Annotated in this window: 2 protein-coding genes; both read left to right on the plus strand. The window is 40.7% G+C overall.

Annotated features, from left to right (window positions below; all coding sequences use genetic code 11):
* Positions 1-57: 57 nt before the first annotated feature.
* Positions 58-330 carry an ATP-binding protein gene (locus AEA42_RS07585; RefSeq protein WP_055647388.1) on the plus strand — a complete coding sequence of 91 codons (273 nt, stop codon included), beginning with the start codon at positions 58-60 and terminating at the stop codon, positions 328-330.
* Between the two features lie 138 nt (positions 331-468).
* A complete protein-coding gene (locus AEA42_RS07590) occupies positions 469-1,617 on the plus strand; it encodes a hypothetical protein (RefSeq protein ID WP_055647389.1) in 1,149 nt (382 codons plus the stop codon).
* The last annotated feature ends 175 nt before the right edge of the window (positions 1,618-1,792 follow it).

Consider the following 1,792-nt stretch of genomic DNA (forward strand, 5'->3'; position numbering starts at 1 on the left):
CTTTATCACGGATAAATTATCGACCGAAAAAGTGTTTAGATTTCAAGCAACCAGCGATTGTCTTTAAAGAAATGGTATTGGCTGCTTGATATTGGCGAGTGTCGCACTTCGCAGTTGAATTCGGGTGTAAACTTATCATCAACTCAACACCAACTTGAACTTTCTATTAAGGATGATGGGAAAGGTTTCGATGCAAAGAACAAAGAACTGTGGAGTGGTCAATTTGGCTTACTCGGAATAGAAGAAAGAGCCTTAGCATTGAAAGGTAACGTCACGATCATTAGCTCCCCACAAGGTACAAATATTTTACTTAATATCCCAATGAACTAGGAAATTTTCCTAGTTCAGCTAGGAATTTCAGACCTTGATTTAGTAGCATAGAACTGTAAAATCATAACCGATTTAGGATGTTACATAATTTATTTAAGTAAATTGAGCTACGCCGCCTCGCTGGGAGAAGCAAATAAAATGAAGAAATTTTTACTGACAAGTGCAGTCACTTTAGCTTTAACAGGCTGTGGTGGCTCTGGATCAAATACATCTGAAGAACAACCCCCAATAACAACGCCACCAGTAGTTGTTGTTCCTACACCGCAAGAAGTGTTTTCCTCAATTGCAGCTCAATTCGATAGTAGCAACTATCAATTTGCACGTTTTGATATCGTCGGCAATTCCAAAATGGTCATTTATCGTGCCAAGCAACTAGACACTATTACTAACGGTGTTACCGATGCAGATATAGAGGACGCGATCCTTGTAGATTACGGCGATCCAAACAATATCCAAACAACAGACATGGGTCTAGGAACCGTAGCTCGTGGGACAGTCGTTGCAGACTTTGATGGCGACGGCATAGATGATTACTACGCACATAGCCATGGGCACGAATTTGGTGATGGAGAACATCATGCGACTGAAGGCAACAACATAATTTACCTAAGTACGCTCCAATACCAAGGAAAAGTCATCGCTGGTGGATATACCCACGGCGCTTGTTCTGGTGACTTTAATGGCGACACATTTATCGACATGATTGATGTTAATTCATACAGCGGCAGCCCTATAGTACGCTACAATGATGGTAATGGTAATTTCACTGCACATGACACACCAATTGAATTACGCGAGCCCATTCAAGAAAACTTTACGTCATGTGTGGCAATTGACACCAATTCAGATTCAATAGATGACGTAGTTCTTGGCCGTAATGCTGATTATAACCTTGAAGTCAATGGGCACACAGTTTTACTCGGCGGAACTGATGGCCTCACTTACGGCTATGAAACTGAAGTTATACCATATGATCACGCAGTTCCTGATGGAGCCACTGGTGCAATTAAAATGTTTAATGTAAGCAACCGCTATGTGATTGCTTATGTTACAGACTATATAACCTCCTGGGCTGACTTACTTGAAGTGACAGATAACGGGCTAGTGCTAGTTGATAATATTACACTGACAGTTGATGCAACGGGCACACATGACGCAGAAATGATCGGTAACGAGATGGTTCCTTTAAGTGCTAACACATCGACCTTGAATAGCTATTACACAGAAGAAGTGTCTCACGTATCGATAGTTAATGGTAAGTTAGTCGAAACAGTTAAAACCAGATAAATGTAATCGCTATAATATATCCTCTAATAAATAAGGACGCATTTAGCGCTGAAGAATCCCCTGATGATTTACAAATAAATCATCAAATTAGGGTGGAAGCGCATCTTGTTGCATGATCAAATGGTTTCGCTAAAAACTACACTTGGACAACAAGATGCGCGAAGCCAATATCCTA

The organism is Shewanella sp. Sh95, assembly GCF_001308045.1.
In the GTDB taxonomy this organism is placed as follows: Bacteria; Pseudomonadota; Gammaproteobacteria; order Enterobacterales; family Shewanellaceae; genus Shewanella; species Shewanella xiamenensis.

Coding starts and splice junctions, on each gene's coding strand:
- AEA42_RS07590 (WP_055647389.1), top strand. CDS start 469: ATGAAGAAATTTTTACTGACAAGTGCAGTCACTTTAGCTTTAACAGGC.